This window comes from Massilia solisilvae, assembly GCF_024753215.1.
Classification (GTDB): Bacteria; Pseudomonadota; Gammaproteobacteria; order Burkholderiales; family Burkholderiaceae_D; genus Telluria; species Telluria solisilvae.
This window is the reverse complement of record NZ_JANUGV010000001.1, coordinates 1241982-1266896: the sequence shown is the minus strand read 5'-3', so window position 1 is coordinate 1266896 and position 24915 is coordinate 1241982. Positions and strand designations below refer to the sequence as shown.

26 protein-coding genes are annotated in these 24915 nt (G+C 66.3%); 11 read left to right on the top strand and 15 right to left on the bottom strand.

All coding sequences use genetic code 11. The annotated features are described in order from the left end of the window. Positions 1-8 precede the first annotated feature (8 nt). From NX773_RS05755 to NX773_RS05745, 3 genes are read left to right on the top strand one after another with little or no spacing between them, the layout of a single operon-like run. A complete protein-coding gene (locus tag NX773_RS05755) occupies positions 9-1232 on the top strand; it encodes a CaiB/BaiF CoA transferase family protein (RefSeq protein ID WP_258855365.1) in 1224 nt (407 codons plus the stop codon). Positions 1233-1263: 31 nt separating this feature from the next. Further along, positions 1264-2013 (top strand): electron transfer flavoprotein subunit beta/FixA family protein, encoded by a 750-nt coding sequence (locus tag NX773_RS05750; protein WP_258855364.1) that lies wholly within the window; start codon positions 1264-1266, stop codon positions 2011-2013. Between the two features lie 21 nt (positions 2014-2034). Beyond that, positions 2035-2970: an electron transfer flavoprotein subunit alpha/FixB family protein gene (locus NX773_RS05745; protein ID WP_258855363.1), complete on the top strand. Its 936-nt coding sequence runs from the start codon at positions 2035-2037 to the stop codon at positions 2968-2970. A 94-nt stretch (positions 2971-3064) separates the two neighbouring features. On the opposite strand, the gene NX773_RS05740 is transcribed toward NX773_RS05745, so the two are convergent. The 14 genes from NX773_RS05740 to NX773_RS05675 all read right to left on the bottom strand — a co-directional run bounded on the left by NX773_RS05740 (position 3065) and on the right by NX773_RS05675 (position 14477). After that, positions 3065-4378, bottom strand: coding sequence for a M20/M25/M40 family metallo-hydrolase (locus tag NX773_RS05740; RefSeq protein WP_258855362.1), 1314 nt, complete (start codon positions 4376-4378; stop codon positions 3065-3067). Between the two features lie 73 nt (positions 4379-4451). Beyond that, positions 4452-4910 carry a thioredoxin domain-containing protein gene (locus tag NX773_RS05735; RefSeq protein WP_258855361.1) on the bottom strand — a complete coding sequence of 153 codons (459 nt, stop codon included), beginning with the start codon at positions 4908-4910 and terminating at the stop codon, positions 4452-4454. Then, positions 4907-5416 (bottom strand): TlpA disulfide reductase family protein, encoded by a 510-nt coding sequence (locus NX773_RS05730; protein ID WP_258855360.1) that lies wholly within the window; start codon positions 5414-5416, stop codon positions 4907-4909. Before NX773_RS05730 ends, NX773_RS05735 begins: the two co-directional genes overlap by 4 nt. Next, positions 5413-7125, bottom strand: coding sequence for a thiosulfohydrolase SoxB (soxB, locus tag NX773_RS05725; protein WP_502572675.1), 1713 nt, complete (start codon positions 7123-7125; stop codon positions 5413-5415). Before soxB ends, NX773_RS05730 begins: the two co-directional genes overlap by 4 nt. A 19-nt stretch (positions 7126-7144) precedes the next feature. Further along, complete coding sequence (gene soxX / locus NX773_RS05720; protein ID WP_258855358.1) at positions 7145-7753, bottom strand: sulfur oxidation c-type cytochrome SoxX; 609 nt, start codon at positions 7751-7753, stop codon at positions 7145-7147. A 10-nt stretch (positions 7754-7763) separates the two neighbouring features. Beyond that, positions 7764-8567 (bottom strand): sulfur oxidation c-type cytochrome SoxA, encoded by an 804-nt coding sequence (soxA, locus tag NX773_RS05715; RefSeq protein WP_258855357.1) that lies wholly within the window; start codon positions 8565-8567, stop codon positions 7764-7766. A gap of 67 nt (positions 8568-8634) precedes the next feature. Next, entirely contained in the window at positions 8635-8946 is a 312-nt protein-coding gene (soxZ, locus tag NX773_RS05710; RefSeq protein ID WP_258855356.1) for a thiosulfate oxidation carrier complex protein SoxZ, read from the bottom strand. 48 nt (positions 8947-8994) lie between these two features. Next, positions 8995-9456: a thiosulfate oxidation carrier protein SoxY gene (gene soxY, locus NX773_RS05705; RefSeq protein ID WP_258855355.1), complete on the bottom strand. Its 462-nt coding sequence runs from the start codon at positions 9454-9456 to the stop codon at positions 8995-8997. A 58-nt stretch (positions 9457-9514) separates the two neighbouring features. Continuing rightward, positions 9515-10537: a c-type cytochrome gene (locus NX773_RS05700; RefSeq protein WP_258855354.1), complete on the bottom strand. Its 1023-nt coding sequence runs from the start codon at positions 10535-10537 to the stop codon at positions 9515-9517. Further along, on the bottom strand, positions 10521-11876 hold the full coding sequence (gene soxC, locus NX773_RS05695; protein WP_258855353.1) for a sulfite dehydrogenase: 1356 nt from the start codon (positions 11874-11876) through the stop codon (positions 10521-10523). Before soxC ends, NX773_RS05700 begins: the two co-directional genes overlap by 17 nt. 93 nt (positions 11877-11969) lie before the next feature. After that, positions 11970-12305 carry an ArsR/SmtB family transcription factor gene (locus NX773_RS05690; RefSeq protein WP_258820537.1) on the bottom strand — a complete coding sequence of 112 codons (336 nt, stop codon included), beginning with the start codon at positions 12303-12305 and terminating at the stop codon, positions 11970-11972. Positions 12306-12378: 73 nt separating this feature from the next. Further along, positions 12379-12828, bottom strand: a complete 450-nt coding sequence (locus tag NX773_RS05685; protein ID WP_258855352.1) for a DsrE family protein — start codon at positions 12826-12828, stop codon at positions 12379-12381. Positions 12829-12839: 11 nt separating this feature from the next. Then, a complete protein-coding gene (locus NX773_RS05680) occupies positions 12840-13811 on the bottom strand; it encodes an MBL fold metallo-hydrolase (protein WP_258855351.1) in 972 nt (323 codons plus the stop codon). A 102-nt stretch (positions 13812-13913) separates the two neighbouring features. Further along, positions 13914-14477 (bottom strand): DUF302 domain-containing protein, encoded by a 564-nt coding sequence (locus NX773_RS05675; RefSeq protein ID WP_258855350.1) that lies wholly within the window; start codon positions 14475-14477, stop codon positions 13914-13916. Positions 14478-14716: 239 nt separating this feature from the next. Between NX773_RS05675 and NX773_RS05670 the strand changes: the two genes are divergently transcribed. The 7 genes from NX773_RS05670 (at position 14717) to NX773_RS05640 (ending at position 22067) form a co-directional block, all read left to right on the top strand. Beyond that, positions 14717-15484: a substrate-binding periplasmic protein gene (locus NX773_RS05670; protein ID WP_258855349.1), complete on the top strand. Its 768-nt coding sequence runs from the start codon at positions 14717-14719 to the stop codon at positions 15482-15484. Between the two features lie 130 nt (positions 15485-15614). Beyond that, on the top strand, positions 15615-16517 hold the full coding sequence (locus tag NX773_RS05665; RefSeq protein WP_258855348.1) for a TauD/TfdA dioxygenase family protein: 903 nt from the start codon (positions 15615-15617) through the stop codon (positions 16515-16517). A gap of 2 nt (positions 16518-16519) precedes the next feature. Beyond that, positions 16520-17548 carry an ABC transporter substrate-binding protein gene (locus NX773_RS05660; protein ID WP_258855347.1) on the top strand — a complete coding sequence of 343 codons (1029 nt, stop codon included), beginning with the start codon at positions 16520-16522 and terminating at the stop codon, positions 17546-17548. A gap of 16 nt (positions 17549-17564) precedes the next feature. Further along, positions 17565-18389 carry an ABC transporter ATP-binding protein gene (locus NX773_RS05655; RefSeq protein WP_258855346.1) on the top strand — a complete coding sequence of 275 codons (825 nt, stop codon included), beginning with the start codon at positions 17565-17567 and terminating at the stop codon, positions 18387-18389. Beyond that, positions 18386-19252 carry an ABC transporter permease gene (locus NX773_RS05650; RefSeq protein ID WP_258855345.1) on the top strand — a complete coding sequence of 289 codons (867 nt, stop codon included), beginning with the start codon at positions 18386-18388 and terminating at the stop codon, positions 19250-19252. The genes NX773_RS05655 and NX773_RS05650 overlap by 4 nt, the downstream gene beginning before the upstream one ends. 9 nt (positions 19253-19261) lie before the next feature. After that, the gene (locus NX773_RS05645; protein ID WP_258855344.1) at positions 19262-19807 is read left to right on the top strand and encodes an RBBP9/YdeN family alpha/beta hydrolase; all 546 of its coding nucleotides are present in this window, start codon (positions 19262-19264) and stop codon (positions 19805-19807) included. Between the two features lie 295 nt (positions 19808-20102). Then, complete coding sequence (locus tag NX773_RS05640) at positions 20103-22067, top strand: PKD domain-containing protein (protein WP_258855343.1); 1965 nt, start codon at positions 20103-20105, stop codon at positions 22065-22067. Positions 22068-22323: 256 nt separating this feature from the next. Here NX773_RS05640 and NX773_RS05635 read toward each other — a convergent pair whose 3' ends face one another. Next, on the bottom strand, positions 22324-24300 hold the full coding sequence (locus tag NX773_RS05635; protein ID WP_258855342.1) for a PhoX family protein: 1977 nt from the start codon (positions 24298-24300) through the stop codon (positions 22324-22326). Positions 24301-24490: 190 nt separating this feature from the next. Here NX773_RS05635 and NX773_RS05630 point away from each other — a divergent pair, with 190 nt between their 5' ends. Then, entirely contained in the window at positions 24491-24892 is a 402-nt protein-coding gene (locus NX773_RS05630) for a VOC family protein (protein WP_258855341.1), read from the top strand. The last annotated feature ends 23 nt before the right edge of the window (positions 24893-24915 follow it).

Here is a 24915-nt window from a genome sequence, read left to right as displayed (position 1 = left end):
AACCTCTGATGTCGGGAGCACTGTCACATATCCGCGTCCTCGACCTGACGCGCGTCCTCGCCGGTCCCTGGGCTTCCCAGCTGCTGGCGGACCTCGGCGCCGAGGTGATCAAGATCGAGCGTCCGGGCAGCGGGGACGACACCCGCGCCTGGGGCCCGCCCTACCTGAAGGACCAGGACGGCAAGGACACGCGCGAGTCGGCCTACTTCCTGTCGGCCAACCGCGGCAAGAAATCCGTCACCCTGGATATTTCGACGCCCGAGGGCCAGGCCATCGTGCGCAAGCTCGCGCTCGAGAGCGACGTCTTCATCGAGAACTACAAAGTGGGCGACATGGCGCGCTACGGCCTGTCGTACGACCACCTGAAGGAACTGAATCCGCGCCTGGTGTACTGCTCGGTCACCGGGTTCGGCCAAACCGGCCCGATGTCCAGCTTTGCCGGCTACGACTTCATCATCCAGGGCATGGGCGGCCTGATGAGCATCACCGGCGAGCGCGACGACCTGCCGGGCGGCGGCCCGCAAAAGCTCGGCGTCGCCTTTTCGGACCTCATGACGGGCATGTATTCGAGCGTCGCAATCCTCGCGGCACTGGAGAACCGCCACAAGTCGGGCGAGGGTCAGTACATCGACATGGCGCTGCTGGATGTGCAGGTGGCGGCCATGGCCAACATGAACATGAACTACCTGGTGTCCGGCGTGATCCCCAAGCGCCAGGGCAATGCGCACGCCAACATCGTGCCGTACCAGGTGTTCCGCTCGAGCGACGGCCACCTGGTCCTTGCGGTTGGCAATGACCGCCAGTTCGCCAAGTTCTGCGACATCGCCGGCTGCCCGCAACTGGCCACGGACGAGCGTTTCGCCACCAACGCCAACCGGGTCAGGAATCGCGAAGTGCTGGTGCCCATGCTGCAGGAAGTGCTGCTGACGCGCACCACCGCCGAATGGGTCGCCCCGCTGGAAGCGGCCGGCGTGCCGTCCGGCCCGATCAACAACATCGCGCAGACCTTCGAGCACCCGCAGGTCAAACACCGCAAGATGAAGGTGGACCTGCCGCACCCGCAGTCGGGCACGGTGCCGTCCGTGGCCAACCCGATCAAGTTCTCGGGCACGCCGATCGCCTATCGCACCGCCCCGCCCCTGCTCGGCCAGCACACGCAGGACGTGCTGTCCACGCTGGGCGGCATGGCCGACGAAGAGATCAAGGCGCTGCGCGACAAGGGCGTCATCTGACGCCGTCACAAGAAATCTGAGGGAGATGAAAATGAAAGTCCTGGTTCCAGTCAAACGCGTGGTCGACTACAACGTCAAGGTGCGCGTCAAATCCGACGGCTCGGGCGTCGATATCGGCAACGTGAAGATGTCGATGAACCCGTTCGACGAGATCGCCGTCGAAGAAGCCACGCGCCTGAAGGAAGCCGGCAAGGCGACCGAGGTGGTCGCCATCTCGTGCGGCCTGTCGCAGTGCCAGGAGACGATCCGCACGGCGATGGCCATCGGCGCCGACCGCGGCATTCTGGTCGAGACCGACGCCGAGCTGCAGCCGCTGGCCGTGGCCAAGCTGCTCAAGGCGCTGGCCGACAAGGAGCAGCCCCAGTTGATCATCCTCGGCAAGCAAGCCATCGACGACGACTGCAACCAGACCGGCCAGATGCTGGCAGCCCTGCTCGGCTGGCCACAGGCGACCTTCGCGTCGAAACTGGAGATCGATGGTGGCAAGGCCATCGTGACCCGCGAGGTGGATGGCGGCCTTGAGACGGTGGCGCTGCAACTGCCGGCGGTGGTGACGACCGACCTGCGCCTGAACGAGCCGCGCTACGTCACGCTGCCCAACATCATGAAGGCGAAGAAGAAGCCGCTCGACACCATCAAGCCGGACGATCTGGGCGTGGACGTGGCGCCGCGCCTGAAGACCTTGAAGGTGGTGGAGCCGGCCAAGCGCTCGGCCGGCATCAAGGTGCCTGACGCCGCCACGCTGGTGCAAAAGCTGCGCCTCGAAGCCAAAGTAATCTGAATCGAAAGACCGGAACACATCATGACCGCACTCGTCATTGCTGAACACGACAACGCTTCGCTCAAGGGAAGCACGCTCAACACCGTCACCGCCGCGCTCCAATGCGGCGGCGAAGTCCACATTCTGGTCGCGGGCGCGGCCTGCGGCGCCAGCGCGCAGCAGGCCGCGCAGGTCGCCGGCGTGTCCAGGGTGCTCGTCGCAGACGCGCCCTGCTTTGCCGACGGCCTGGCCGAGAACGTGGCCGAACAGGTGCTCGCCGTCGCCGCTGCCTACTCGCACATCCTGGCTCCGGCCACGGCATTCGGCAAGAACGTGCTGCCGCGCGTGGCCGCCAAACTGGACGTGGCGCAGATTTCGGAGATCACCAAGGTCGATGCGCCCGATACCTTCGAGCGCCCGGTTTACGCCGGCAACGCCATCGCCACGGTGCAGTCGGGCGACAAGGTGAAGGTGATCACCGTGCGCACCACCGGCTTCGACGCCGCAGCCGCTACCGGCGGCGCGGCCGCGGTCGAGACGCTGGCGCCGGTTGGCGATACCGGCAAGTCCTCGTTCGTTGGCCGCGAGCTGGCCAAGTCCGACCGTCCCGAGCTGACCGCGGCGAAAGTCATCGTGTCCGGCGGCCGTGGCATGGGTTCGGGCGAGAACTTCAAGATCCTGGAGCCACTGGCCGACAAGCTGGGCGCCGCCATGGGCGCGTCGCGCGCTGCGGTGGACGCCGGCTTCGTGCCGAACGACTGGCAGGTGGGCCAGACCGGCAAGATCGTCGCGCCTCAGCTCTACGTTGCGGTCGGCATCTCGGGCGCGATCCAGCACCTGGCCGGCATGAAGGATTCGAAGGTGATCGTGGCGATCAACAAGGACCCGGAAGCGCCGATCTTCTCGGTGGCCGATTACGGCATTGTCGGCGACCTGTTCGAGGTGGTGCCGCAGTTGGCGGCTGAACTGGGCGCATAACCTTCGTAGGGTGGGCGGGTCTCCCGCCCACGCGTCCAGACAGTGCATGCGCTCCATGAACGCGTGGGCAGGAAACCTGCCCACCCTACGGGACTTATCGCGCGTCCTGTTCCACGCCAGTCGTGGCCAGAATGATCGACAGGCAGGTCGTCATGGCCTTGACCATCGGCCCCTTCTCCACATCGATCCACTCATCCAGCGAGTGCGCGCGGCCGCCCTTGTCCGGTCCCATGCGCCCGATGGTCAGCGCCGGAATGCCCAGGCTCATGGCCATGTTCGAGTCCGTTGAACTGTTGCGGTACGCCACCTTGTAACCACCGGCTTCGATGGCTGCCGCAGCCGTCTGGACGAAAGGCGAATCGACAGCGGTCGTGCCGGCCGGCCTGTCCCCGATCAGCTTGGCCTCGACGGTGATCTTTCCTTCCTTGGTCGAGCGTGCGAAGTTCTCGCCGTCCGCCGCCTCCTGGACGACCTTCAACAGCCGGTCTTCCACGCGCTTCAGTTCAACCAGCGATTCCGAGCGCATGTCCACATCCATCCACGCCGACACCGGAATCGAGTTGACCGAGGTGCCGCCGCCGATCAGGCCAATGCTGTAGGTGGTCTTGGGTGACGCCGGCACCTGCACGCGCGAGAACTCGCTCGCCGCCTGCCCCAGCGCGAACATCGGGTTGACCAGGCCGAACGCGCCGAAGCTGTGGCCGCCCGGTCCCTTGAAGGTGATGTGGTAACGCTTGGAGCCGACGCCCGCATTGGTGATGCTGTCCACGCCGCCCGACTCGACCGAGAAGAAGGACTTGATCCTGTCCTTGTACTGGCCCTTGGTGAACAGGTAGCGCACGCCACGCAGGTCGCCCGGGCCTTCTTCGCCAACGGTGCCGACGAACAGGATGTCGTCGCGGGTCTTGATGTGGGCCGCGTTCATGGCGCGGATAAAGCCCAATAGCACCGACAGGCTCATGGTGTCGTCGCCGATGCCGGGGCCGCGCAGTCTGGTGCCGTCGCGTTTGACCTTGACGTCGGTACCGGCCGGGAACACCGTGTCCATGTGGGCCGACACCACGACGAACTTGCCGTCGCCGCGCGCGCCCTTGCGGATCCCCAGCACGTTGCCTTCCTCGTCGATCTTCACGTCGGCCAGGCCCGCCTCCCTGAACATTTTTTCGTAAGCCTGCGCGCGCACCGCTTCCTTCAGTGGCGGCGACGGGATTTCGGCCAGCTTGATGCCGTCTTCGACGATGCGACCATGCTCATTGTCGAGCGTCGCCGCGGCGGTCTTGAACGCGGGGCTGGCCAGCAGGCGCGCCACCTCGGCTGCGGCGGTGGAAGTCTGGGCGGCGGCACACGGGGTGCCAAAGGCGGCGCCAAGCGCCAATGCGAGTGCGGAAAGTCGTGCTGCGACCTGCATCAATTGTCTCCGTGTCGGGTTCGAGTTGCAAAGCGGCAATCCTAGCATACGAACCCGCACGGCCCGGGAGGGTTCAATCGACCTGCCGCCCCAGCGTGCGCTGCGCCTGCTCGAAGGCGTTGTCCAGGTAGCCGCCGTAAAGGCCCGCGGTATCGCCGCCCATGATCGGGTCGGCCAGCTTGCGCGCCTGCCCGTCCACCAACAACACGACCGGCGCGAAACGCACGCCGAACTTGCGCGCCACACCGTCCTGCGCGTTCGCATCGGCCAGGCCCGCGACCGGCTGCGCACTGCCGATCACCACTTCGCGCACCAACTGGCCCTGGCGCACCAGCGGCAGCATGTAGCGCTGTCGCACGTCCTCGCAAAAGCGGCATCCGGGCAGGGTAAAGAACAGGACCAGCGGGCGGCCGGCACGCGCGGCAAGCCGGCTGTCGGCCTCCCAGTCGGCCAGCGGGGCGAGCGACGGTGCAGCGCTGGCACAGCCGGCTGCCAGGAGCGCCAGCGCGGCGGCGGCATGGCGCCAGTTCATGGCACCTCCCGGCGTGCAAACGCGGCGATGTCCTCGACATCCTCGTCCAGCATTTCCCCGGACTCGACCTGGTGGACCACGCCGCTCTTGCCCAGCACAAGCAGCGACGGTATGCCCTTGGGCTTGCCGGTCACGCGTTCCAGCGCCGTCCCGTCCAGCACCACGGGAAAGGTCCAGCCAAAGCGCGCAACCCACTCTTTCACCTTGGCCACCTGCCCGGGATCGCCCTTTTCCACGTTGACCCCGACGACCACCATGCGCTCCCGGTTGCCCGCGTACAGGCGCTGCAGTTGCGGAGCTTCGTGCATGCAGAACGGGCACCAGGACGCGAACCACGCGATCACCACCACCTTGCCCTGCATGAGCGAGGGGGACACGCCGGCCGCCGCGGCCAGCTGCGGCAGTGCCACCTGCTGGCCGGGCACCGGCACCGTGGCCGCGTGGGCGGCCCCGGCTAGCACCAACCCTGCAAGGCAACTGAGCCAGCGGGTGGCGCGGGACTTCATGCAATCAGCCCCGGATTGCCCTGCACCCCGATCAGTCGCGGCGTGTTGATCGCGCGCGGCGCCACGGTCTTCTTGTCGCGCAGCCAGCCGGCCACCACGTCCCACACCGGTGTGCCGCTGGCGCCTTCGGCCACCGGCGCCCAGCCGGCCACCTTGTACTTCTTGTCGGCCTCGATCAGCTTGCCGTTCAGGCGCATGTCCTGGATGCGCGCGCCGATCTTCGCCGCCGGTTCGATTGCATAGGTCATGCCGCCCACACGCACCATGTCGCCGCCCTGCTGGTAGTACGGGTCCGGGTTGAACAGGTTGTCGGCCACATCTTCCAGCACCGTCTTGATGGTGGCGCCGGTCATCTCGGTGAGCGTGGTGTACGAATAGGTGGTCGCGGTCTGGTCCATCAGGTGTTCCATCAGGATCGGGCTGCCCGGCAGCAGCGAGGTGCCCCAGCGGAAGCCCGGCGAGAAGGCGATGTCGGCGCCCTTCGATTCCAGCAGCGCATCGACGATCAGCTGGTCGAAGCTGCCGTTGAAGTTGCCGCGCCGGTAGAGCGTGCCCTGGGTGACCGCGAGCTGTTCGTTCAGCTTTGCCTCGTACGGCGCGCGCACCCGCGTGACCAGCGCTTCCATCTCGCGGTCGGCAGGCAAAAAGCGCGAGAACACCGGCAGCAGCTTGTAGCGGAAGTCCGAGACCTTGCCGTCGCGGACATCGAAATCGAGCACCCCGAGGAATTTGCCGTTCGAGCCGGCGTTGGTCACCAGCGTCTTGCCGGCGCCGTTGGAGACAATCACCGGCTGCGGCACGCCGTCGTGGGTGTGGCCGCCGAGGATCGCATCGATGCCGCGCACGCGCGAGGCCATCTTCAGGTCCACGTCCATGCCGTTGTGCGACAGCACCACCACCACCTTGGCGCCCTTGGCGCGCGCCTCGTCCACCATGGCCTGCATGTTCTCTTCCTGGATGCCGAAGCTCCATTCCGGGACCATGTAGCGCGGGTTGGCGATCGGCGTGTACGGGAAGGCCTGGCCAATCACGGCCACCGGCACGCCGTTCATTTCCTTGATCACGTAAGGCGGGAACACCTGGTCGCCAAAGTCGGTGGTCTTGATGTTCTGCGCGACGAAATCGACCTTGCCCTTGAAGTCCTTGTCGACGATTTCCTTCACGCGCTTGTCGCCCAGGGTCATTTCCCAGTGCGCCGTCATCACGTCCACACCGAGCGCCAGGCAGGCGTCGACCATGTCCTGGCCCTGCGTCCACAAGGCCGTGGCCGAGCCCTGCCAGGTGTCGCCGCCGTCCAGCAGCAGGGCGCCCGGCCGGCTGGCCTTCATGCGCTTGACCAGCGTGGACAGGTGCGCAAAGCCGCCCACCTTGCCGTACGTGTGCGCGGCCTTCTCGAAGTCCAGGCAGGTGAAAGCGTGGGCGGCGGCGCTGCCGGGCTTCAGGCCGGCCTGCCGCAGCAGCTGCTCGCCGACCAGGTGCGGCACGTGGCCGCTGGCCGCGCCCACACCCAGGTTGGCGCTCGGCTCGCGGAAATAGATCGGCTTGAGCTGCGCGTGGCAGTCGGTAAAGTGGAGGAAGTGCACGTTGCCAAAGCGCGGCACGTCGTACAGCTGGCCTGCGGACGGTGCGGCCAGCGCGGCTGGCGCATCGAGCGCCATGCCGCCGGCCGCGGCGATACTCATCACTTGCAGGAATTCACGGCGATTCAGACCCATTGCGTTCCCTTGCTTACTTGTTGACTGGCGACTGCGGATCGAGCAGCAGCGCCATCACGTCCTTCAACTGCTGTTCGGTCAGCACCTCGTTGTGACCGAAGCGCGGCATGCGCGAACAGGCGTTGAATGCCTGTGCGTTGTACAGCTTGGCCCAGGTGTATTTCACGATCTCGGCACTGGTGCCGCGCAGCTTGGCGTACTGGTACAGCGAGGGGCCGATATTGCCGAACGAGATCTCTTCCTTGGTCAGCTGGTGGCAGGCGTAGCAGTTGCCGCCGTTTTCGCTGCCGACCTTGTCGGACCACTGCATGCCGCGGCCGTTCTGGGCGATCTTCTCGCCCGCCTTCCAGTCGCCCAGGTAGTTGCCGTCGGCCGGCGCCTTGACGGTCTTGAGCTGGGCGGCCTGGAGCGCCTGCGCCTTGGCCGGCGCCAGTGGCTTGTCGGCGCTGCAGGCCTGCTGGACCTCGTCGCGGTTGCCCACGCGCTCGACGGTTGCCGGGCCCTTGGATTTGAAATCGGACTTGAGCAGGCCGGCGGCAGCGGCCGCGTAGTTCTCCGCCGCGAACACCGTGCCGCAGCCCAGCAGCAGGGCCAGCGCGGCCCCCATTTTCAACTGGTTCATCGCAGTCTCCTTAGCGTTTGAGCGCGGGGCCGTTATAGACGCCGCCGTTGGCATTGGCTGCCAGGAACATGGTCAGCGCGGTGATCGCTTCCGACGCGTACATCGGCTCGGGGAAGCGCTGCTGGCGGAAGCAGTCGTTCAGGCGGTGCTGCATGGTGCGCACCTCGCCCTGCGAGACGCGGTAGGCCGGCCAGCTGGTGTAGGCCGCCTGGGCGTCCTTCTTCGCGGTCAGGTTCGGCAGGTCCTGCATGCGGATGCGCATCTTGTCGGCGCTGTGGCAGGTGGCGCACGCAAAGTCATGCGAGCCGCCGCGGTAGAAGAACAGCTGCTTGCCGATTTCGTAGGCGCGCTTTTCCTGCGGGTGGCGGGTGGAGACGTTCATCTTCACCCCGCGCGACTGCGCCGTGATGTAAGCCACCAGCGGCTCGATGTCGGACGGCTTGCCGGTGCTGCCGAACGGAGTGGCGCTCGCCTGCTCCGCCGTCAGGCCCTGCAGGGTCATGCGGCAGTGCATGAGACGCTGCTCCAGGTCCATCACCTTGCCGGTGTCCTTGAAGTAGCGCGGGAGCTCGGCGTAGGCGCCCTTGACCACGCCCGGTCCCTTGCCCAGGTCGCAGGCTTCCAGCGACACCTGCCTGGGTCCGGCCTTGGCCTTCCACAGTTCTTCGCCGCGCATTTCCCACAGCTCGGCGGGATTGCCGTCCGCCAGCAGTTCGCGGTATTTCGCGATCTCGTCGCCCTGGTCCTGCGCCAGCGCGAACGCGGTCGCCGCCAGTCCGGCCACGCCGGTCAACAACATGCTTGTGCGTCTCATGTTCTCTCCTTGAAGTGCGGCCGGGCGGTTCTGCGCCGCCCTGGCCTTCGCCTGCCGTGGCTTTCGCTTACGCGATCACCGTTTCGTCGGTGCGGCTGTCGCCGGTGTTATCGACCCAGTTGATGCTGACCTTGTCGCCCTGCTTGCCGCCCTTGAACTTGAACGACAAAAAGGGGTCCTTCGAGACCGACGTGCCCAGCAGGCAGTCGAGCACCACCTTGTCGTTGCACTTGGCGACCAGCTTCTGGATGAAGTGGGCCGGGATCACGTTGCCGGCGGCGTCCTTGCGCTGGCCGGTTTCCATGTCGTGGCGCATCAGGACTTTGACTTCGACGACGTCGCCGCTGGCGCTTGCGCGAATGCGCATCGGGTTACCCATGTTCGATTCCTTCGATGATTGGTTGACGGATGGATGGTGGCGCCGGCATCAGCCGCCGCAGCCGCCCAGCGTGACCTTGATTTCCTTGCTGGCAATGAACCACTTCCCGTTGGCCTTGACCAGGGCGTGCACGTTGGAGGTGCCGCCCATCTTGATGCGGGTGCTGATCGCCGCCTCGGTCCCGGCCGGCAGCGTGAACGCGGCCGACAGCGGGTTCGGGTTCTTCTCCACCAGGATCGCCATGTACTCGGTGCCCGGGAGGCTGCTGGTCACCTGCACCGGCACCACCGCGCCGTTCTCGGCGATGGCCGGGCCGTTGACGGCGACGTCGGCGCTGATCGCGGCGCCTTCCGCACCGATGGTCTTGAGCGCGTCGGCCAGGCTCTTGGCATCGAAGCCGCTGCTGTTCCAGTCCGCAGCCAGGGCTTCAGTGGGCTTGATGATCCCGGCGCTGATCGCCAGGCCCATCACTGTTGCAATGCGCAACAGTTCGCGTCGTTTTTGGTTCATCTGCTCTCCTCGTTGTAAAGCCGCTTGCGCGGCGCGCGACTGTCGTCGACCTTCCTGATTAATTGGCGCCGCCCAAAATCCAGGCCACCAGCTGCTGCACTTCCAGGTCCTTGAGCTGCGACTGCGGCGGCATCGGTACCTGGCCCCAGTTGCCGCTGCCGCCGGTGCGGATCTTGGCCGCCAGCGCGGCCGGCGCCTTGACGTCACCCTTGTAGCGTTCCGCCACCTGGGCAAAGCCGGGGCCGACCAGCTTGTTCTTCATGTCGTGGCAGGCCAGGCAGGCGTTCTGCTCGGCGATCGCCAGCGCCGGCGAGCGGGCCGGTGCGATCGCCGCGGCAGCCGCCGCCGCCGGCTTGCCAGTGGTGTCCACCCCGCGCACCGGGCCGAACGTGCGGTTCTGCTGCGCCAGGTTGCCGTGCGCATTGCGCGACACCTCCGGCAGGGTCGAATGCAGCTCGGTCGGCGCGCAGTTCTTCATGCAGGCCACGCTCTTCACGTCCGGCTTGCCCTTGACGTCCCACAGGCCGTGCGCGGTGGTCATGCCGTTCCGGTTGGGCATGCGCTTCTGCACCTCGGCGATGTTCTGGTCGGACAGCGTAAAGTCGTCCGGCACGATCTCGGCCATATTCAGGATGTAGGCTACCACCGCATACACCTCATCGGTCGACAGCGACTTTGGCGCGGTCCACGGCATCGCGCGGTGGATGTAGTCCCACAGCGTGGAGACGGTGGCCACCTTCATGATGGTGGTGCGCTGCGGCTGGCGGTTGGTCTTGAGCGCGGCCACGTGGCCGGTCTTGATGTCGTCCGCGGTGGTGCCGCCGATGATCGGGGTGAACACCTCGTTCGATTCGCCAAAGGTGCCGTGGCAGGAAGCGCAGCGCCCTTCCCACACCTGCATGCCCTTGGCCACCGTGCCCGATCCCTTGGGCAGGCCCTTGAAGTCGGGGCGCACGTCGATGTCCCAGGCCGCGACTTCCTTCGGCGTGGCCGGACGGCCGATGTGGGGGAACTGTTGTTGCGCCTGCGCGGCGCCGGCGGCCAGCAGCAGCGCCAGCAGCAGCTTAGTAGACCTGAACATTGGATACCTCCCCCGATGCGGCCACCTGCCACGACTGGATTGCGTTGTTGTGATAAATCGAGCGCGTACCGCGTACCGCGCGCAGCTCGTTGATCTTCGGCTGCACGTAGCCGGTCTCGTCCACCGCGCGCGATTGCAGCACGCACGGGCCGCCGTCCCACACCCAGTCGATGTTAAAGCGCGTCAGGCACTTGGGCAGCACCGGGCCTTCCAGGCGCGCGGTGCGCCAGGTGCGCCCGCCGTCGGCCGACACGTCCACACGCTTGACCCGCCCGCGCCCGGACCAGGCCAGGCCCGTGATGTTGTAGAAGCCCTGGCCGACCAGGGTCTGGCCGCCGGACGGCGTGGTAATCACCGATTTGCATTCCTGGATCGAGGTGTACTGGCGGTACGAACCGTCCGGCATCGCGTCGATGTAGTGCACCGCTTCGTCCTTGCTGGCCCAGGGCTGGTCGCCCACTTCGATGCGGCGCAGCCACTTGACCCACGAGACGCCCTGCACGCCCGGCACCACCAGCCGCAGCGGGTAGCCGTTCTCGGGGCGCAGCATTTCGCCGTTCATGCCCCACGCGACCAGCACGTCGTCCAGCGCGCGCGACATGTCGATCGTGCGCGTCATCGACGAGCCGTCCGCGCCTTCGGCCAGCACGAACTTGCCGTTCTTCTTGTCGTAGCCGCAGTCCTCCAGCAGCACCGACAGCGGCACCCCAGTGAACTCGCTGCAGCTGAGCATGCCGTGCGAGTACTGCACGGTCGGCACCGCCACGTTGCCCCACTCCATGGCCGTGTTGGCGCCGCACTCGATGAAGTGCATGCGCGAGACCGACGGCAGGCGCATCAGGTCGTCCATCGTGTACACCTTGGACTGCTTGACCAGGCCGTTGATCATCAGGCGGTGCTGGGACGGGTCGATGTCCTGCCAGCCCTGGTGGTGGCGCTCGAAGTGCAGGCCGCTCGGCGTGATGATGCCGAACAGGCCCTGCAGCGGGGTGAACGCGACCGACGCCTGCGACACCCGGGTCAGGCCGGGCGACTCGCGGCGCTGCAGGTTGCCTTCGTATTTGGACGGCACGCCGTACGGGTTGGCGGCAACCGGTTTGCCCAGCGAGGTCGAATGCGCCGGCAGGGTCAGGATGGCCGGGTCGCCCTCGCCCACCTGCGCCAGCGCCGGGGTGGCGGCAGCGGCGCCGACGGCGGCGCTGGCGGCCAGGAAGCTCTTGCGCAAAAAGCCGCGCCGTTCTTCGTTCAGTCCGTCCCGGGTGATGGCCTGGGCCAGCCCCGGGTCGACAAAGTGCTCGGGCGCGCGCAGCACGCGTCCTGTTTTGCTGCGGTCTGTCATCTCGTCTCCACCAAACTATCGTTATGTGCGCATATGCCTATATCAGCATATGTTTGTTGCAAAAAACTCTGGTACCACTTGTTACTGCAAACTTCAGCTTGTTACGCCGGGCACCTCGCGGCCGCTGCGCGCTGCCACGCGCCCGCAGACCGACTTGCACAGCTCGACGGTGCGCTGGTCCTCGATCCGGTAGTACACCTGGGCGCCATCCTTGCGGCGCGCCAGGATGCGCGCGCGGTACAGCATGTTCAGCTGGCGCGACACATTGGCCTGGGTTGACTGGACTTGCGCCACGATGTCGTTGACCGAACGCTCGCCCTGGCACACGGCGTACAGGATCTTCAGCCGTGTCGGCTGCGACAGCAGCGCAAAGTAATGCGAGACTTCCTCGAAAAGCTGTTCCAGCTCCTGGCTGCCGCTCGAATCCATGTTTGCTTGGGGGGACGATGAAAGCGCTGATGTTACAGGCAAAACAAAGGCCCCGGCAACGGCGGCGGCGCGGTCACGGCTTGAGGTACGCATATCCCTCCATCTGAAGGCGTGCCACCTCGGCCACCCCGGACGGCACGATGGTCGCTTCCGGGATCACCCGGCTTTTGTCGATGTGGCGCGCTTCCAGCGTGTTGTTGCAGACCCTGAACTCGACGCGGTTGCGCATGACCAGCTCCTGCACCGTGGCGTCGTAGGGATTGCCGTTGGCGTTGGTGGCGCCTTCGAGCAGGAAATCGATGCCGGCGCCGTTGGCCACCACCACGATCTTCACGCCCGGGCTGGCCTTGAGATGGTTGCGGATGTTGTTCAGCGCACCCGTCGCGAGCTTGGCGTCGGTGATGTGGTACACCACCTTCTCCTCGCGCGGCGCGGGCGCGGCGCCCATGGAAAGCGGCCGTGCCGCCGCGCCGAAGGTGACCCATGCCAGCAGGGCCAGAACCAGGATGCGCAGAATTTTCATCGTCCTCTCCTTCACGGCTGGCGCGGCGCCAGGCTTTCGCGCTCCATGCGCAAGTAAGTGTTGTAAGCGTTGATGCGGTTGGCCTGCTCGAACGCCGGGTAGTCGCGCAAGCGGCTCCAGTCCGTCGCCGCATAGGCTTCGTCGAACGAAGTCATGGCCGCCACGGCGTCACCCATCGACTGACGCAGAAAGCGCAGGTAGTCGCGCGTGAAGGCGATGTCGGTGGCGGGTGTGCGCGAGGCCGCGCCATGGCCGGGAACGGCGATCGCGGGATCGGTCGCGAGCATGGTGTCGAGCGCCGCAAGCCAGCGCGCGCTGTCGGCCGTGCCGACGAACGGGATGCGGCCGGTCACGAACAGGTCGCCGGCAAACAGCAGACGGTCCTCTTCGACGTACAGCATGATGTCCTCGGGCGAATGCGCGCCGCTGGAATCGATCACGCGGAAATGCAGCTTGCCCATCGCAAAGCGCTCCTCGCCACCGGGCGCCAGCGCCAGCCAGCGGTCGGCCGGCAACAGCCTGGTGTCGCGGTTGATCCAGGGGGCCAGGTCGGCGACGCGCTGCTCGAAGCGGCTGCGGGTGTCGTCCGATGCCAGGGAGGCCTTGCCATTGACGTGGGCCCACACCTGCGCGCCTTGCGCCTTGAGCGCCTGCAGGCCATAAAAGTGATCGGCGTGGTAGTGGCTGACGATGACGCGGCGGATCGGTTCGGAGGTGACCTTGCGGATCGCATCGACCATCGCCTGGCCCAGCACAGGGGTGGCGAGTGCGTCGAATACGACCACGCCGTCGCCGGTCACGATAAAGCCGGCGTTGGACATGAAACCTTTGTTGGCCTGGCTGGCCATGCCGGCCTCGCCCTGGAACATCCAGGCATGGGCCGAAATGCGCACCGGCGTGAGCACAATCGACTCCGCGGCTTGCGCCAACGGCAGGCCGCAAACAGCCAGCAACATGACCACCAACACCAGGCAACGGCGCACTTCGTCTCCTCATTCGTGCGATGCGTGCCGCACGATTTACTATATGACTATATGCGCATATTGCCGAGTTTTCATAATTTATGTCAAGAAATTTTTTGCACCTCAGAACTCCCCGCGCGCGCCGCGATCGAGCAGCTTGACCATGGTGCCGCGCATGCGCAGTGCCGAGGCGCGCAGCTCCGGCGGCATCTTGCGGCCCATGTGGATCAGCATGTCCAGGTTGAGCGTGTACAGCCACAGGCCATCGGCCTGCTCCACGAGCGTGACGCGGCACGGCAGGTAGGCTGCCATGGCCGGGCTGAAGTCCACCATCTGGCGCGCGGTCTCCGGGTTGCAGTAGGAATAGACCTTGAGGAAGCGCTGCGGCTTGCCGGTGCGCGCTTCCAGCTCGCGCGACAGCGGCAGCATGCCGACTTCCTTCACGTTGTCCTCGGCGGCCACGCTCGCCAGCGCCTCCTCGACCTCGGCGACGGAAACGCCGGGCGCGACCTTGCGCGACCAGGTGGTGGTGGTGGCGATGTCGCCGCCGGCCTCGATCCAGCGGTCCCACAAGCGGCCGGCCTCGTCGCCGGCGCCGTCCTCCAGCTGACTGGCGGTGCGCAGGGTGCCGCAGCCGGACAAGGCGAGGGCGAAGACAAGCATGGCGAGGGCAAATGAGGTACGCATGGGCTGCATTCTAGCAAGTGTTGCACCGTTGAAATCAACCCCAGTGCTTGCGGGCTGCGCCGCCCCCTTCTGTTCACCAAGCAACAATGCGTGAAACTTGAATGCGAATTGCGGGGTTAAACTCTGCTATTGCGAGCAATTGACGACATTCCACCGGGATACAATATGCGGCAAATCGCATTCAACCAGTTGAGTAACAGATGGCTCTCGTTCGATTGTTGACAGTTTTGCTTCTCTCGATGGCATCGTCGATGGCCAGTGCCGGCTGCTCGCGCCCGCTGGAGGTGCCGGTCGCGCCCATGGGATTCTCGGTGACCCTGGACGGCGACAAGGCGGGCGGCGCCTTCGTGGAGTTCATCGAGCAGGTGGCCACCAGCGCCGGCTGTCGGCTGCACATGCCCCAGGTCCCGCGCGCGCGCCTCGAATTCATGTTCGAACAGGGCGACGCGGACGTGATGCTCGCGTCCACGCATTCGGAAAAGCGCGATCAGTTCGGCGTTTTCATTCCGCTGGTACAAACCAGGTCGGTCATGGTGTCGCTCAAGGGGAGCACTCGCCCTGCCATCCGCTCCTTGGCCGAACTGCTGGCCACGCCGGGCCTGCGCGTGGCGGCGGTGCGCGGCTTCGACTACGGCCCGGCGTACAGGCAAGCGCTCGATCAGCTGAAGGACCAGCATCGGCTGCTCGTCGAAAAAGATCCGCTCGAGGTCGCGCGCCTGCTGAAAGCGAACATGGCCGACGTGACGATCATGCCCGCCAGCGCGCTGTACGGCGCCGCCGTCGTCGATCCGCGGGTGAGCGACATCGCGACCAACCTGCGGATCGAACCGCTCGATGAACTGCCGTGGACGTTCGGCGGACTGTACCTGTCCAAGCGCATCCCGGAGGCCGACCGCAAGATCCTTGAAAAAGCGATCCGCGCCGCCAACCGCAACCACGCGCTGCTCAACGCCTACCGCCGCTATTACCCGGCCGAACTGGTCAACGCGGGAACGCGCGCGCTGTAGGCAAAAAACACATATCGATAAACCTTTTTGGCCTGATGCGCGGCGCGTCTATCGATGCGCGTTTTGATTCGTTGGCCTGGCTGTTGGGCGTACCTAGAATGGCCCAGGTCACAACTGCCAACGAATCATCATGTCTGCCCTCCCCCAATCCGTCTTGCCGCACGCGCCGGTCGCGATCCGCCGCTTCGATGCGGCGCTCGGCGCCGAGGTGCTCGGTCTGGACCTGCACGCGCCGCTCCCCGACGAAGAATTCGCGCGCATCCACCGCGCCCACCTCGACCACCATGTGCTCGTGTTCCGCGACCAGCACATCACGCCGCAGCAGCAGATCGCCTTCAGCCGCCGCTTCGGCCCGCTGCAGATCCATGTGCTGCGCCAGTTCCAGCTGCCTGGCCACGAAGAGGTTCTGGTGGTCTCCAACATCAAGGAAAACGGCAAGCCGATCGGCCTTGGCGACGCCGGGCGCATGTGGCACTCCGACCTGTCGTACAAGGCGCTGCCAAGCCTGGGCTCGATGCTGCATGCGCAGGAGCTGCCGGCCACCGGCGGCGACACGCTGTTCGCCAACATGCACCTGGCCTGGGACGAGCTGCCCCAGACGCTGCGCCGGGCCGTCGAAGGGCGGCATGCGGAGCACAGCTACCTGGCCAACTACGCGCAGCTGCAGGAGCGCAGCCCCTGGCGCCCGGAGCTGACGCCCGGGCAGATCGCCGAGGTCAAGCCGGTGACGCACCCGATCGTGCGCACCCACCCCGAAAACGGCCGCAACGCGCTGTTCGTCAGCGAGCACTTCACCACCCGCATCCTGGGCATTCCGGAAGACGAGAGCCGCGACCTGCTGGACCAGCTGTTCGCCCATTCGGTGCGCCCCGAATTCATCTACCGCCACCGCTGGCAGCCGCATGACCTGCTGTTCTGGGACAACCGCTCAGTCATGCATCTGGCCACCGGCTGCCCCGACAACCAGCGCCGCAAGCTGTACCGCACCACCATCGAGGGCGATACCCCCTTTTACCTGATCACGAAAGCCTGAACATGACATCCCACTCTTCCTTCACACAACGGCTGCGCCGTGCGCTTGCGCCGGTCCTGCTCGCGGCGTCCCTGCTGCCAGCCGGCAGCGCTCACGCCGAGGGCAAGCTGCGCATCGCCGAGCAGTACGGCGTGGTGTACCTGCTGCTGAATGTGGCGCAGGACCAGCACCTGATCGAAAAGCAGGGCAAGGCGCGCGGCGTCGATATCCAGGTCGAGTGGACCAGGCTGTCCGGCGGCGCTAACGTGAACGACGCGCTGCTCTCGGGCGCCATCGACGTGGCCGGCGCCGGCGTGGCCCCGCTGCTCACGGTGTGGGACCGCACCCACGGCCGCCAGAACGTCAAGGGCGTGGCCTCGCTCGGCAGCTTCCCCTACCTCCTGGTCAGCAACAACCCAGCGGTGCGCACACTGGCCGATTTCACGGACAAGGATCGCATTGCCCTGCCGGCGGTGACGGTGTCGGTGCAGGCGCGCATCCTGCAACTGGCCGTGGCAAAGCAATGGGGCGACAAGGAATTCAACCGGCTCGACCGGCTGACCCAGGCGCTGCCGCACCCGGATGCCGCCGCCGCAGTCATCGCCGGCAAGACCGAGATCACGAGCCACTTCGCCTCGCCACCGTTCCAGGACCAGGAGCTGGCGCTGAACCGGAACGCGCACGTGGTGCTGAACTCGTACGACGTGCTGGGCGGCCCCAGCTCGGCCACGGTGTTGTACGCGACCGAGAAGTTCCGCGCCGAGAATCCCAGGACCTATGCAGCGTTCGTGGCGGCACTGGCCGAGGCGGCGGCGTTCACCCGCGCCAATCCCGAGGCCGCCGCCGATGCCTACCTGCGCATCAACAAGGGCGGCATCGATCGCGCGCTGCTGGTGAAGACCATCAAGGACCCGCAGGTCCATTTCACGGTGGTCCCGCAAAACACCTTCACGCTGGCGCAATTCCTGTACCGGATCGGCGCGATCAAGCACCAGCCGCGCAGCTGGCGCGACTACTTCTTCGACGATGCCGCCACCGCCAACGGCAGCTGAAAAGGATCGAAGCATCATGAACGTGCAAGCCCTGCAGGTCTCCCAACCGCTCCTGCGCGCACGCGGCCTGACGCTGCAATACAGCGCCGGCGGGCGCACCGTGCGCGCCACCCACCGCGTCAGCTTCGACGTGCACCGCGCCGACCGTTTCGTCCTGCTCGGGCCTTCCGGCTGCGGCAAGTCCACCCTGCTCAAGGCCGTGGGCGGCTTCGTGGCGCCGGCCGAAGGCAGCATCAGCCTGGATGGCAAGCCGGTGCTGGGGCCCGGCCCCGACCGCATCGCCGTGTTCCAGGAGTTCGACCAGCTGCCGCAATGGAAAACGGTGGCGCAGAACGTGATGTTCCCGCTGCTGGCCAGCGGCCGCGCGAGCCGCGTCGAGGCCAAGGCGGCCACCAGCTACTGGCTGCACAAGGTCGGGCTGGCGCATTGCGCCGACGCCTATCCGCACACGCTCTCGGGCGGCATGAAACAGCGCGTCGCGATCGCGCGGGCGCTGGCGATGCAGCCGGAAGTGCTGCTGATGGACGAACCGTTCGCCGCGCTCGACGCGCTCACGCGGCGCCGCATGCAGGAGCTTCTGACCGCGCTGTGGGACGAAGTGCGCTTCACCCTGCTGTTCGTCACCCACTCGATCGAAGAGGCGCTGGTGGTGGGCAACCGGGTGCTGCTGCTGTCGCCGCACCCGGGCCAGGTGCGCGCCGAGGTCAACAGCCACCAGTACGACCTGGACAGTGCCGGCGCCGAGTTCCAGGCAGCCGTGCGGCGCGTGCATGGCCTGCTGTTCGGGGTGCAGGAAGCACAGGCCGCCGCACATGATGCGGCGATCGGGGGCGTACGATGAACGCACCGTTGTCCCCGCCGATCCGGCCCGAATACGAGCGCGTGCCGGAAGCCGCGCCACCGCACGCCACACCCGCATCCCCGTTGCTGCGCGCGGCCCATGTCGCGGCAGCGCGCCGGCTGCTGATCCTGGCGGCGCTGGCCGCGCTGTGGGAAGCCGCCGCGCGCTGGCAGGGCAATGAGCTGATGCTGCCGGGCTTCTTCGCCACGGCAAAAGCGCTTGCGTCGGGCATCATTTCCGGCGAGCTCGCCGGCAACCTGGCCGCCTCGCTCGGCGTGCTGCTGCAAGGCTACCTGATCGGCGCCGCCTGCGCGCTGGCGTTGAGCGCACTGGCGGCCACTACCCGGCTGGGCCAGGAGCTGCTCGGCACCTTGAACGCGATGTTCAGCCCCCTGCCCGCCATCGCACTGCTCCCGCTTGCGCTGCTGTGGTTCGGGCTGGGCAAGGGCAGCCTGCTGTTCGTGCTGGTCCATTCCGTGCTGTGGCCGCTGGCCTTGAATACCTACGCCGGCTTTCGGGCGGTGCCTGAGACGCTGCGCATGGCCGGACGCCAGTATGGCCTGCGCGGCTTGGCGCTGGTGTGGCAGGTGCTGGTGCCGGCCGCGCTGCCATCGATCCTGGCCGGCCTGAAGATCGGCTGGGCGTTCGCGTGGCGCACGCTCATCGCCGCCGAGCTTGTCTTCGGCAGCACTTCGGGCGAACGCGGGCTGGGCTGGTACATCTTTCAGAACCGCAACGAGCTCTACACCGACAAGGTGTTTGCCGGGCTGGCGGTGGTCGTCATCGTCGGCCTGGTGGTTGAAAACCTCGTGTTCGGCACCATTGAAAGACTGACGGTGCGGCGCTGGGGCATGCAGCGGTAAGGGGACGAGATGGGTTCGCAGTTGCAGGATTTTCGCGTGCTGGTCGCGCCGGGACTGGGTGGCAGCGGCGCCGGCCACTGGCAGACGCGCTGGCAAACATTGCATCCGTGGTTCGAGCGGATCGGGCAACGGGACTGGGACTGCCCGGACCTGCTTGCCTGGTCGGCGCAGGTGGGCGATGCCTTGCGGCGCTCGGCGCGGCCAGCTATCGTCGTTGCCCACAGTTTCGGCTGCCTTGCCACCGTACACCGCATTGCGGCCGGCGTCCCCCAGCTGGCGGGCGCGCTGCTGGTCGCGCCGGCGGATCCTGCCAAGTTCGGCGTTCAGCACGAGCTCGCGGTTGGCCCGCTGCCGGTACCCTCGGTCGTGGTGGGCAGCGAGAACGACCCGTGGCTGTCGGCCGGCGGCGCGCGCGACTGGTCCGCCCGATGGGGAAGCGAATTCGTCAACGCCGGCGCCCTTGGCCACATCAATGCCGAATCCAGGCTGGGCGACTGGCCGTTCGGGCTGGCCCTGCTCGAGATGCTCGCGGCGCGTGCCGCGCTCGAGCGCTAGGGAACCACTGAATTCATCGCCCGCAGCCAGCCGAAGCTGAGGCAATCCTGCGCACTGGGCCGGCGCGCGTCGGCCTGAATGCCCAGCAGCGGGCTGGCCGAACGTTCCGTATCGAAAGCCATACCGAATGTCAAGGCCGTCCTTGGCGTCCGCGCATCGGTCGCACTGACTCACCGCAAAAGGACAAGCGAGCTGGACTTCGATCAAGCGTTCGGAATATGCACGGCGCATGATCGACCCGACCACGGCGCCGCCGATGGCGACGGAAGCAGTTTTCATCCATCAGGAGAAAAACATGCAACGCGTTCAAGACAAGCTCGAACCGGCCGCCAGCGCAACCTGGCCGCTGTTTCGCCTGCCCGTGCTGCTTGTCGCGCTGGCCGCTGCCGGCGCGGCGGTTGCGCAACAGGCGCAGCCCTACGGCACCGCCGAGAGCAAAACCCACCCCACCCATACGACCTACCGCGTGATCAACCTGTATCCCGCCGTCACGCTTGCCTCGAACCCGGAAATCAATGTCAAGGGGCAGGTGTCGTTCTCGATCGGGACCGGTGGCGGCCACAGCACCACCTACGTCTTTGACACCAGAAACGTGGTGAATATCGGCAACCTGGGCGGCGACGAGGTCGTGGCGGTCGACCTGAACGACGTCGGGCAGGTGGTCGGCCGCGCCACCACCGCATCGGGCGTCCAGCACGGCTTCGTCTGGATTGGAAGCGCCGGCATCTTCGACCTCAGTACGATTGCCGGCGTCGGCAGCTCGATGGCGACTGCGATCAACAACCACGGCGTCATCACCGGCTCGTACCGCTACGGTGGCGACCGCGCATTCCGCTGGAGCCCGCCAACTGGCCTGGAAGACCTGGGCACGCTCGCTGTGGGGGGCTATTCCTTCGGCACAGCGCTCAACGACGCGGACGAAATCGCCGGCGGGGCGTCGACCGCGGATAACCGCCTGCATGCGTTCGTCTGGACGCGCAGCGCCGGGATGGAGGACATCGACACGCTGAACAGCGTCGGTTCGTTGCCCGTGGCCGTCGGCGCCAAGGGCGAGGTGGCCGGCAATCGATTTGCTTTCCCCTCCGACTTCAGTGAACGCGCCTTCCTGTGGACGCGGGCCACCGGCATGGTGGATATCGGGTCGGCTGGTGGCAGCCCGATCGTGCTTGCAATGACGCCCGGCCTGCACATGGCGGGCCTCATCAATTTCGTCGATCGTCCCCAGCAGGCGATGTCATGGACGCCCGCCACCGGCACGCGCAATCTCGGCACGCTGGGGGGCCTGGGGTCGGTAGCCAGGGGCGTCAACGACAGGGACCAGATCGTCGGCTTCGCCCAGAACAAGGCCGGCAATCCGCGCGCATTCATCTGGACCGCGCAGCGCGGGATGCGGGACCTGAACAAATACCTGCGCCATGCGCCGCACGGACTGGTGCTGGACGATGCGTTCGCGATCAATGACAGCGGAGCGATCGTGGCGAGCTCGAACGCCGGGCTGGTGCTGCTGCAACCGGAGCAGAAGTGCGGGTGCGGGCATGCGCTTGGCCCGGTCGTGGCGCCGCCCGTGGTCAAGACCGGCATGCCGCTGCAGGCCTCGGTGGCCTTCACGGACGAGGACCGCGTCGGCACGCGCAGCGTCACCTGGTCCTGGGGCGACGGCAGCGCCGCGCAGGCGGGGCAGGTGCGCGAGAGCGACAGCGCCGGCAGTGCCGCCGCCAGCCACCGCTTCGCCGCGCCGGGCATCTACACCGTCACGGCCACGGTGGTTGACCGCACCGGCCGCAGCACCGCGGTCAGCCACGACGTTGTGGTCACCGCGCCGTCGGGCGGTACGGTGGCCGGCGCCGGGACGCTGATGTCGCCGGCGGGTGCGTTCGCGCAAGCGCCACGGTATGCCGGTAAAGCGAGCTTCCGCCTGATCGCCCCGACCGACACGACCGCGAAGGCAGAGCGCGTCCCGGCCATGCTGCAGTTCGACCTGCCGGGCCTGGACTTCCGCAGCCAGGACTTGCGGCTGCTGGGCCGCCAGGGTACGCAGCAGGTATTCGAAGGCAGCGGTACGGCCGGGGGAGCGGGCGGCTACAAGTTCAGGCTATCCACGTCGGCGGCCGTGCCCGGGGGCGAACAGGGCAGCTTCATCCTGAAGATCTGGCATACCGATCCAACGAGCCGAAAGGACGTGGTCGATTACGACAATGCGCATGGGGCATCCGGCACTGCGGCGGGCCGTGTAACGAACGGCAGCATCGTTCTGGAATAGCGCGGCTATAGGTTCAAGTGATGCGCCATTGTGTCAGCCCTGCTCGTCGTCCTGATGCGAGCCAAGCTGGCACATGGCGCATCCCGGCGACCCGTAGCTTCGGAACTTGAGCAGCGTCGTCGCGTCCGGCGCCGACTCGTGCGTTGCGCTGCCTTTACTCAGTGCCGCGAGCCAGGCCGTCGAAACGAGATTAATTCAGCGGTTCCCTAGCGATCGCGTCCGTTGCCGTCCACGATCGCCTTCAGGCCCGTGCCGCTTAGCCTTTCGCCAGCTTCACCTGGCTCACGTCCGCGGTCAGGTAGCCCACCGCCGCGCCGAACTTGTCCTTGTAGTTCGCGCGCACCAGCGGATCGAGCGTTGCCTTGACGCCGCTGTGGGCCGAGCCCCAGTCACCGGGGTGCTGGAAATTGCTCATGATGTAGGTCCAGCCGTTCAGCTCATCGACCGCATGCAGGCCGGTCGATTCGCCGCCGGCCGGCACGGACATCAAGCGGCTCAGCACCTTGGTATCCACGTTGTAGGCCCACAGGAAGCTGGTCACGTGCTGGCTGCTGTCCTCGCCGATGAACAGGGTGCGCATCTTTTCCGAGAACTTCAGGTTGTCCGGCTGCGCGATGCGCTCCGGGTTGGCGGTATTGCCCAGCGCGTCCGCTGCGGCCAGGTCCTCGCCGACGAGGAGCGCCTTGGTATCGGCCGGCATCCACTCGCTGTTGATGGCGTTGCCGTTCGTATCCTTCTGCCCGCCCTTCAGGCTCAGCGCCATCACCGCGCCTGCGTCCAGCATCTTCGGGATCGAAATGCCGTTGCCCGGCACATTGAGCGCGTGGCCGGCGACCATCGAGGTCACGCAGTTCTGCAGCGCCGAGTAAGCCACCTTGTCCTTGATGTTGACCGTGGTGCCTTCCATCTTGGTGAAGCCCATCGACGCGCCAACGAAAGCGGCGTAGCGGTGCGTCTCGAGGAAGGCGGCGGCCTTCTCCATGCCGGCGTTGATCTTGACCCACTCGACCTTGCCGTTGACGACGATCTTCTTGTACGCCGGGTCCTGCGGGTCGGCCGTCTTCACCGTCATGATGTCGGTCGGCTTGAGCGAGCTGGCCAGGGCGCGGATCTCGTCGCTGGTGGCCGAGCCGAGCTTGATCCAGGTGAGCGGGGCCGGGGCCGCCGCCGGGTCGAGCGAAAAGCCGGCGCCGACCTTGGCCACGTACAGCGTGCCCGAGGACAGGTCCTTCTCGCGGTCCGCCACGAACACGAAGTAGCCGCTATTGGTGGCGTCGTCGCCCATGAAGACGGTGCGGTTGTCCGGCATCACCTGCACCAGCTCGTGCGAGATGCGGCCAAGGCAGTAGTGCTTCTTGATGGTGCCGGTGCCGTCCGGGTTGACCGTCACTTCCGGCAGGTGGCCGTAGTTGTAGGCCTTGGCCGCGGTCTCGCTGCCGTACAGGTTCTTGGAAAATGCCTTGAACTGGGCGTCGGTGTCGGCAGTGAAGGCGTTCGGCTCGTATTCCTCGCTCGACAGGTGCGTGCCCCAGGGCGACAGGCTGGCGCCGCAGGTGATCCACAGGCCGTTGACGCCCGAGGTGTCCACGTTGTAGTACTTCACCAAGGTGAGCTTGCCGGTGGTGCGGTCCTGGTCCAGCGTCAGCACCGCGATCGGCGACGGCAGGCGGCCGTACATGCCGGTCACGCCGTCCTGCGCCCAGGTGGTGTACTCGAACTGCACCACCGCGAACACGGTGTTGCCCTTCACGCCGGTCACGGTGGCGTTGGGCACGGAGAGCAGCGAGGTGCCGTCCGGCGAATCGGAGAAGAACTGGCGCTCCTTGCCGGCCACGGTGGTGTCCATGATTGGCTTGTTGTTGATGTCGTAATAGCCGCCGGCCAGGATCTTGCCGCCCTTGCCGTCCGGTACCATGTCGCCGGTGATGAAGAAGGGCTGGTAGGACAGCTTGAAGTCGATCTTGCTGCTGTCGCTGAAGCTGACCGTCATGGTCGAGGCGACGTTGGTGGTGGCCATGGCCGCCGCGTTGGCAAGCGTGGGCGCCGGGGTGGCGCTGAAGGTCACGCTGGCCAGGTTGACGGGCGCGGGCGGCGTGGGTTCGGCAACGGGGCCATTGTCGCTGCCGCAGCCGGCGAGCAGCGCGCCGGCGCCAAACGAGGTCAACGGCAGCATGGGAGCTGCCCCGAACAGGCGCATAATGCGGCGGCGGGACAGGTCGTGGTCTTGGGTCATTCTATGGCTCCTTGGTCGTAGAGACGGTGGCGGCGGGCTGCCGCGGATGGCCAAGAATGTAGCGAACGGCTGTGTCAGTTTGATGACAATCCTGCAAGGCGCCGCATCAGATCGAAAAATTTGGGCGTCGCCTGTCGATTTCATGCTCCCCCGTTCGACAAGGTATTTTCACCCCTGAAAAGGAATCACCATGAACAAGCAGATTTTCGTGAACCTGCCGGTCAAGGACCTGGAGAAGTCGAAAGCCTTCTTCTCCGCGCTGGGCTATACGTTCAACCCGCAGTTCACCAATGAGCATGGCGCAGCCATGGTGATTTCAGAGAACAGCATTCTCGCGATGCTGCTGACCGAGGACTTCTTCAGGACACTGACCAGGAAGGCCATCATCAACGCGCACGAGGAAACCGAAGCGCTGCTCTGCCTGAGCTGCGAGAGCCAGCAGGAAGTCGACGACCTGGTGGCCAAGGCCATCGCCGCCGGCGGCAAGGCGCCGCACCCGCCCGAGGACTATGGCTTCATGTACAGCTACGGGTTCGAGGATCTCGACGGCCACAACTGGGGGCTGGTGTACATGAAAGAGAGCCCGGCCTGACGCTACCCGGTTAGGGTGGGCAG